7 protein-coding genes are annotated in these 8734 nt (G+C 32.9%); all 7 read left to right on the top strand.

Translation table 11 applies throughout. The annotated features are described in order from the left end of the window. A complete protein-coding gene (locus VGE44_RS14285) occupies positions 1-2202 on the top strand; it encodes a Wzz/FepE/Etk N-terminal domain-containing protein (RefSeq protein ID WP_331080291.1) in 2202 nt (733 codons plus the stop codon). 2 nt (positions 2203-2204) lie between these two features. Beyond that, on the top strand, positions 2205-3389 hold the full coding sequence (locus tag VGE44_RS14290) for a glycosyltransferase (protein ID WP_331080293.1): 1185 nt from the start codon (positions 2205-2207) through the stop codon (positions 3387-3389). 162 nt (positions 3390-3551) lie between these two features. Beyond that, the gene (locus VGE44_RS14295) at positions 3552-5006 is read left to right on the top strand and encodes an O-antigen ligase family protein (RefSeq protein ID WP_331080295.1); all 1455 of its coding nucleotides are present in this window, start codon (positions 3552-3554) and stop codon (positions 5004-5006) included. A gap of 110 nt (positions 5007-5116) precedes the next feature. Continuing rightward, entirely contained in the window at positions 5117-5809 is a 693-nt protein-coding gene (locus VGE44_RS14300; protein ID WP_331080298.1) for a class I SAM-dependent methyltransferase, read from the top strand. 120 nt (positions 5810-5929) lie between these two features. Continuing rightward, on the top strand, positions 5930-6544 hold the full coding sequence (locus VGE44_RS14305; RefSeq protein WP_331080300.1) for an acyltransferase: 615 nt from the start codon (positions 5930-5932) through the stop codon (positions 6542-6544). Between the two features lie 303 nt (positions 6545-6847). Further along, on the top strand, positions 6848-7774 hold the full coding sequence (locus VGE44_RS14310; RefSeq protein WP_331080302.1) for a glycosyltransferase: 927 nt from the start codon (positions 6848-6850) through the stop codon (positions 7772-7774). Between the two features lie 68 nt (positions 7775-7842). Next, positions 7843-8734 (top strand): glycosyltransferase family 8 protein (locus VGE44_RS14315; protein WP_331080304.1); only part of this gene is annotated, 892 nt, incomplete at its 3' end.

Raw genomic sequence — 8734 nt, forward strand, 5'->3', positions numbered from 1 at the left:
ATGGAAGAGTTAAAAAAATTCATTCAACTACTTTGGCGTAATCGCATAATCATAATAGCAATACCTCTTATTACTGTTATGATCACCTTTTACATTGTCAGAAATTTACCAGACACATACAGTGCTCCTACACAAATTGCCACAGGAATTGTTGATGAAACACAACAAATGGCCTTTTCTGATGCTAGTTTACTTCAGGAATCAAGGGTTAACCAAAAATTCGTTAACCTAATTGAAACTATGCGATCTAAAAGTCTAATTGATCAGGTGTCTTATCAATTAATTCTTCATGATTTAACTTCAGATAAACCTTTCAAAGATAAAACTATCTTATATACTAATGGGCTCAATGAAGATGCTATAGCACATGCTATAGAAGTTTACACTGAGAAATACAAAAATAGGGAAGCCTTGAATTTAAGAGATCCTGATCAGGCTGGATTAGCAGTTGTTATGGGTTGGATGGGTTATGACAGCGGGACAATACTGGATGGCCTTAGTACCTATCGCCTTGGAGCAAGCGATTTTATTCACCTGGATTTTGAATCACAAAATGCAGAGTTATCTGCATTTGTTGTCAATGCAATTGCTAGAGAGTTCATAAAGGATTATACAGGCCTTGTTAAAGAAAACCAAAAAGCCTCGGTCGATTTTCTTCGGAATTTAATGAAAATAAAATCCGACACTTTAGAAATGAGAATTTCGCAATTAGCCGAATACAAAATAGAAAACAGGATTCTGGATTTATCAAGTCAATCTTTGCAGGTATTGAACGAAATTTCAACATACAAAAATCAACAGCAGGAAACTGAAAAAACAATGGCGTCATTGAGTGGTGCAATTGAAAACATTGATAAAAAATTTAATCCCCAGGATAGGAAATATGCTGAATCAGTTTTAGTCGGTGCAAATCAAGATGTTTTAGCCACAAGGCAAGAAATGCAAAACTTAGTTGATAAATATATCAACAATGATTTTGATGAAAAGTATAAAAAATCTATCGACTCTCTTCAGCAGATAATGACGTCAAAAATTAGTAACGTCAATGATAAATACATCATAAATCCTTTAAACACTAAACAAAATCTGATTCAACAAAAATTAGATCTGCAGCTTCAATACGATTTGGCCTCCTTTAGCCTAAATTCAATAAAAAAACATCTCCAAGAAATAAGTGGAAAATTCAATGAATTGGTACCTCATGAAGCCATGATTACATCTATGGAAAGGGACATTGATGTTGTTACCAAAGAATATCAGGAACTTTTAGCTCAGTACAATCAAATCAGCATGGAATCTGCATTCCCTGTTAAACTCCGGCAGGTACAAATCGCTATGCCTGGAGCACCTAATCCTTCGAAAAAAATGCTTTTGGTGATACTGAGTGGTATAGTAAGCGGGGCATTTTGTATTATGATATTCTTTGCTATCTTCTTTTTCGATAATAGGATTCAGGATCCCTACGCTTTGGCACTTTCAACCAAATCTCCTGTACTTGGCTATCTAAATCTGGTAGGGCGTTCGACCATGGATCTCAAGGGTATCTGGAATAATATCCATGGAACTTCCGAAATAAAAGAATTTAAAAAGCAATTAAGGTCAACTAGGTTTGAAGTCAATAAAGAACTTGCCCCAACTTCCGGGAAAGGTCAAATTCTAGGTATTACAAGTATAAATGAAGGGGAAGGGAAAACTCTTATTTCAGCCTGTATTGCTTACACGTATGTAATGGTTAATAAAAAAGTATTGTTAATTGATGGAAATTTTGATACTCCTTCAATAACCAAAAACTCTAAAACTAAAATTTTCTTTGAGGATTTTTTGAGCACGGGAGCTTTGGATAGTTTAAAATTCAATTCAGGTATTATGGTAATGGGTAATCGAGGAGGAGATAAATCATTACTAGAGATGGCTAATGAGGAAACGATACTTGAAAGACTAGACCAATTGAGATCATGTTTTGATATTATCCTTATTGAGTCTCCATCTTTAAGCTCATTAAACAAGGCAAAAGAATGGATTTTATTCACAGATAAGACTCTTGGAGTTTTCGAAGCAAATCAAACACTTGATTTAGCAAAAAAACAACATATTGATTACTTAGCGAGTCTGAATGGTCATTTCATTGGTTGGATTTTGAATAAAGTGACCACCAAGGGCAAAGCAACTACAAATGTTGAAACGGCCAATGTAATTGAATAATAATGATTAACCTGACACTTCTGTATTTATGGAATATGGTCCAGGTTTATTTGTTATTTAACCTGTTACTTCCTCTATTACTTTTCCTTTTAAAAAGACCTTTAAAGCTTATCTCAGATAAAGTTGCATATAGCCACAATGAACCTGATTATGCAATAATAATTACTGCGTTTGAACAAACAAGCCATATAAATGATGTAGTCGATTCAGCACTCAAACTTTACTATTCAAACTATGTAATTTACGTTGTTGCAGATAATTGTGATATATCGAATCTAAATTTCAAAAATAAAAATGTTATTCTACTCAAACCTGAAAATGTATTAGCAAGTAATACAGATTCACATTTTTATGCAATTAACAGGTTTATTAGGGATCACGATAGGATAACGATAATTGACAGTGACAATCTGCTTCATCCCGAATATCTAAATGAATTAAACAAGTATTTCAATAAGGGATTTGAGGCGGTTCAGGGCACCAGGAAGGCAAAAAATCTGAATACAACATATGCTTGTTTGGATGCTGCAAGAGATATTTATTATCAGTACTTCGATGGAAAAATACTATTCAATACCGGTTCATCGGCAACTCTGGCCGGATCAGGAATGGCTTTCACAACAAACTTATATAGACAATGTCTCGAAAACCGTAAAATAAAAGGTGCTGGATTTGACAAAGTTCTACAATATGAAATAATAAAAAGAAATATAAGAATTGCATATGCAGAAAATGCCATCGTTTATGATGAAAAAACTTCCAATACAGACCAACTAGTTAACCAGCGCAGTCGTTGGATAAACTCTTGGTTTAGATATTTTCATTATGGCTTCGATTTGATATTTAGAGGCATTAGGGACTTGAATAGGAACCAGCTATTATTTGGTTTCGTTTTAATACGACCACCATTATTTATACTGTTGATTTTATCCACCTTAAATATGATGATTAACTTATGGTTTTATCCTGTACTAGGATTGTTAACTTTTCTTGCTTTAAGTGGGTTTGTAACAGGTTTCATTTTAGCAATAAACAGAAAAGATACTGATCAACGAATTTTCCGAGCATTAATCAATATTCCCAAATTTATATTTTTCCAATTTATATCCCTTCTAAAAGTAGTAAATGCAAATAAGAGGTCTGTATCAACAACTCATAATTATAAATCAAACATCCCTAAATCTTAATCAAAAAAAAATGCGATACAACTACCCCAAAAACAGACTGAGTAAGGAAGAGCTAAGAAATATAATTATTAAAAAAATAGCAGTAATTGTGGCATTCATTAGTGTTTTTTTCTTCTTTTTTAAGATCGTGTTGTTTTAGACTGTATATTATTCAAATCAATAATGAATACAATTAAGAACCGATTCTTTTCAGATATTGCCAGATTTAAAAATCCAGCGGGTTTAATTGTTTTGTTCCTGGCATCAATAGGTATTGCATTTACTATAAAAACGCTGGGAATTGTTGGCGGAGCCCTAATTATTATGGCTTTGATAGGTCCTCCTTTAGTTTTTGCTGTAATTGCCTATCCTAAATTTGGAATTATTACAATCTTAATTGCAGCGTACTTTATTCTTTGGGTAATCAGGCTCGGGCTTATTGCATTTCCTTTAGGTACTTTAATGGATGGTCTATTAGCACTGCTGATATTAGGTCTAATTATCAAACAAAAATATGAGCCAGACTGGACCTTTCTAAAGAACCCCATAAGCATTGTTATTATCATATGGATTGGGTACAATTTCATTCAGGTAATCAATCCCTCTGCAGAATCAAAATTAGCCTGGCTATATACGATCAGAACTGTTGCATTAGTCATGTTAAATTATTTTATTTTCAGCTATCACATTCGAAGCAAAAAGTTCATACGGCTGATAATTAAAATATGGTTAGGTTTAAGCATAATTGGTGCATTGTATGCCTTTAAACAGCAATACATAGGTTTTTTTGGCTTTGAAGAAGCATACCTGTACTCTGATCCGTCAATTGCTGGCTTACTTTTCATTGGAGGCCAATGGAGGAAATTCTCAATATTTTCTGACCCTGTTGCATTCTCGTATACAATGGTAGTAAGTAGCTTGTTATGTGTCGGTCTAATGTTTGGTCCCTTTTCAAGAGTGAAAAAATGGATATTGGGATTTCTTATTTTATTATTCCTTTCAAGTATGTTATACTCAGGTACAAGAGGCGCATATGTCTTGTTTCCAGCTGCAATGCTCTTTCTGACAATTTTGATTTTTAACAGAAAAATATTGATTATGACCGCTGCTGGAGGGATACTGCTTACAGCCCTAATTTTTATTCCAACTGGCAATCTGACACTTTTCCGATTTCAATCGGCATTCAGACCCTCCGAAGATGCGTCTTTCAACGTCAGAGCCACAAATCAAAAAATGATTCAGCCATATATTCAATCACATCCAATTGGAGGAGGATTAGGTGCTACAGGGGTATGGGGAGCAAAATTTTCACCTGGATCATTTTTAGCAAGTTTTCCCCCAGACAGTGGATATGTTCGTGTTGCAGTAGAGCTTGGATGGATTGGGCTTTTAATCTTTTGTACTTTAATGTTTATAATTCTCAAGATTGGTATTGAGAATTACTACAATATCAGAGATCCTGAACTTAAAAGCTATTGTCTGGCGATGGTACTAATTACTTTTGCATTTAATATTGGAAACTATCCACAGGAGGCATTAGTACAATACCCATCTAATGTATATTTTTACCTGGTAGCCGCTTTGATTAATATTACTTATAAACTAGATAAAGAGACCTTAAATGCACAGATGCAGTAACTTACTAATTATTATACATTAAAAACATCTTAAACAATCCATATATAATTTCGAATAGATTCATGGTGGTCAAGAAAGCAAAATACATCCACGAGGAAACTGTGCATAATTTGGCAGCACCTGAAGCAATTGTAAAAGAACTAATTAGATTATTGGATCCTCAAAGTGTAATAGATATAGGTTGTGGTATAGGCACTTTTTTGTATTGTTTCAAAAAAAATGGGGTGGAGAAGGTTCTAGGAATTGACGGGGATTGGGTTAACCGGGATCTGCTTTACAAGCACATACTTCCAAACGAATTTCTGGTTCAGGATCTGGAAAAACCATTGCAACTTGAAGAAAAATTTGATTTGGTTATTTGTATCGAAGTTGCCGAACATCTGTCAGAAAAAGCCTCTGATATATTAATCAAAACTCTAACCAATGCTGGGAAAGTTGTAGTATTCTCGGCCGCCATCCCATTTCAGGGTGGACAAAATCATATTAACGAGCAATGGCTTGATTATTGGATTAAGAAATTTTCAGATCATGAATATATTTTACATGATGTATTAAAACCTCTATTTTGGAATAATTCAGATATATTTTTCTGGTATAAACAAAACATGGTAATTTTTACCCCTAAGGGGTATAAATTTAAGTTAGATGTAGAACTAGAGTACAATAAATTAAAAAATGTTATACATCAGGATTTATTTCTCAATAAAGTTCATGAAATAAATACCATAAGAAATGGCAGTGCTGACAAGTTATTTTACATTAAGTTGTTATTAAAATCTATTTTCGGTTATAAAAATTCTTAAAGATTCGAGTATTTAAACCAAAGATTTTTAAATATTCAAGAATTGAAACCAGCATCCAAATTGTACGAGAATAAAACTGGATAATTAAAAAATAGAGTTTCAGATTTAAGTTAAAATCCAATGAGTTTAATATCCAAGCTAAAATCCAATGCCTTATTAAAAAGACTGGCATTATGGTCGATCATTCCAGCTAATGAATACCGGCCACGACTTTGGGTGAAGATTTTTCTCAATCCCTTTAATCATACAAGAGGAAGATATTCAATTATTAGACGCAGAACTAAATTGGATGTGTTTCCTTTCAGAAGATTTGATCTTGGAGATTATTCTACAATCGAGGACTTTTCAACGATCAACAATGGTGTTGGAGATGTAATTATTGGGAAGAAATCACTTATCGGTGCAGGAAATGTAATAATTGGTCCGGTTCAAATTGGCAATAATGTTATACTAGCTCAAAATGTTGTCATTTCGGGTCTAAACCACAATTATGAAAATATTTCGATCCCTCCTGTCAAACAAGGTATCACTACTAATCAAATAATTATTTCTGACAATGTATGGATAGGCGCAAACTCTGTCATAACTGCTGGAATAACTATTGGAAAACACTCAGTTATTGGCGCAGGAAGTATTGTCACCAAAGACATTCCAGCCTTTACTGTAGCTGTTGGCAATCCAGCTAACATCATAAAAATTTATAATAAAGAAACTAACAATTGGGAGAAAGTATAAAAAATGGGCAAAAAAAAGCACATATTTATTCTGGGAGCAACCAGATTTGATAGCCACGAGCGTTCAACAACATTTACACTTTCGAAACTACTTGCTAAAAACAACTTTGTCTATTATATTGACTATCCAATTACCTGGAAAGATTATATAAAATATAAAAACACTGACCTGATTAATAACCGAAAGGCATACTTTTCAAACAATTCTGATGGGATTAAAGAAACAGATTTAATTAATTTCAAGCTGATAATCATCCCTCCATTATTATCTATCAATTTTCTTCCTGAAGGTAAATTATATAGAATGCTCTTAAAGTTAAATGAGAAAAGGATCGTTAATCGTATCATTCAAGTGATAAAAAAATTTAATATTAAAGATTATGTCTATATAAACTCTTTCAATTTCCATTATCCGGGAATTGCTGATTCTTTAAACCCGGCACTAACAGTGTATCATTGTGTAGATCCAATGATCATGCCCTATGATATGAAGCATGGTATAATTTCAGAGAATAGCTTAGTTAAAAACAGTGATATCGTAATTTGTACCAGCAAACAACTCCAAACTGAAAAAAAATCTATTAACCCAAATACTTTTTTTGTGCCAAATGCTGCAGATATCAACCATAGTAGCAAAGCTCTGGATGATACCATAATACTTAACAAACGGATTTCTTTACTTAAAAATCCGGTAATAGGCTACATCGGAACCATTGAAAGAAGAATAGATTTTAAACTTTTAAACGATGTAATAGCCAAAAATCAAGACAAAGAATTTGTATTTGTGGGGCCAGTAGCTCAAGAATACATGCCTGAATGGTTCACAAAATGCAGAAATGTTCACCTGATAGGGCGGGTTCCGTACGAAGATTTACCATCTATTTTAAAAGGATTTAATATTGCAATAATCCCATTTAAAAATGATGATGTCAGTAGCACAATATTCCCACTTAAACTGTTTGAATACCTAGGTGCCGGCAAACCTGTTGTTTCAACAAACTTTAATCCTGACCTCAAAGAGTTCACCTTGGATACTGTTTCTTTTTGTGATAATGCCTCAAGCTTTTCAGAAGCTTTAAACAAAATATTAAAAAGCGATAATAAAATTAATATTCAGCGTAGATTAACTGTTGCACGTGAAAACACCTGGGAAAAAAGAGCCGACCAGTTTGAATCAATCTTAGATTCGAACATATTAAATAAGCAAAATATCTTAGCACTAAATCGTTAATAGCAATTATTGATCAATTATTCCTTATTATTGATATTTAATTTTCATTATCCTCACCATAATTATTTATGAGTGTAATTGACAGAATTACTGTTGTAGTTGTAAGTGATAACCACTATATGGTTATGCTGGCGGCTTTAATAAAATCTATTGAATTAACTCACAAGAAGAATATACCAATTGATTTTTATATTGTTTCTGACCGAATTAATAATAAAAATAAGCAGCGACTATATAAATCAATTGACCCAAAAATCACGAGCCTATATTGGATTAATATGTCTGAAGTACTTTCTTTATCAGACGCTCCCCCATTAGACCATTCTTCTTTTCCTTTGAATATTTATGCTCGCTTATTTATACCTCATTTTATTCCTCCCCATATTAAAAATGTATTATACATCGATGTAGACATGATTTTCCAAAATGATATTTCATCGCTGTGGGAAACAGACCTTCAGGATAAAATTATTGCTGCTGTTATCGATAAATCTGAGATAATTGGCAATGACTGGGCTGGGATATCAAATTATAAGGAATTAGGATTATCTCCAAAATCAAAATATTTTAATAGTGGTCTACTATTAATTGACGCTATTAAATGGAGGAATGCTGAAATTACAAATGAAATAATACATTGCATTAAGAAAAACATCCAATATGTCGACTTTCCAGACCAATATGGTTTAAATGTTATTTTTGCAAATAAGTGGTTTGAGCTTGACCCTCTATGGAATGTACAATCAGTTATTGAAAAGAAGAATCCATATATCATCCACTTTACCGGTACCAAACCGATTTATAATTCTTACAATAATAATATAGAATATAAAGAACTCTTTTACAGCTACCTTAGACTTACAGAATGGAAAAACTTTACACCAATTAGTGAATATATGAGGTTCATAAAGAGACTTTATAACAAATTTGACAAGCAGGTTTGGTTCTTAAAGAGGAAAT

Origin of the sequence: Daejeonella sp. (genome assembly GCF_036405355.1) — a bacterium.
Taxonomy (GTDB): Bacteria; Bacteroidota; Bacteroidia; order Sphingobacteriales; family Sphingobacteriaceae; genus Daejeonella.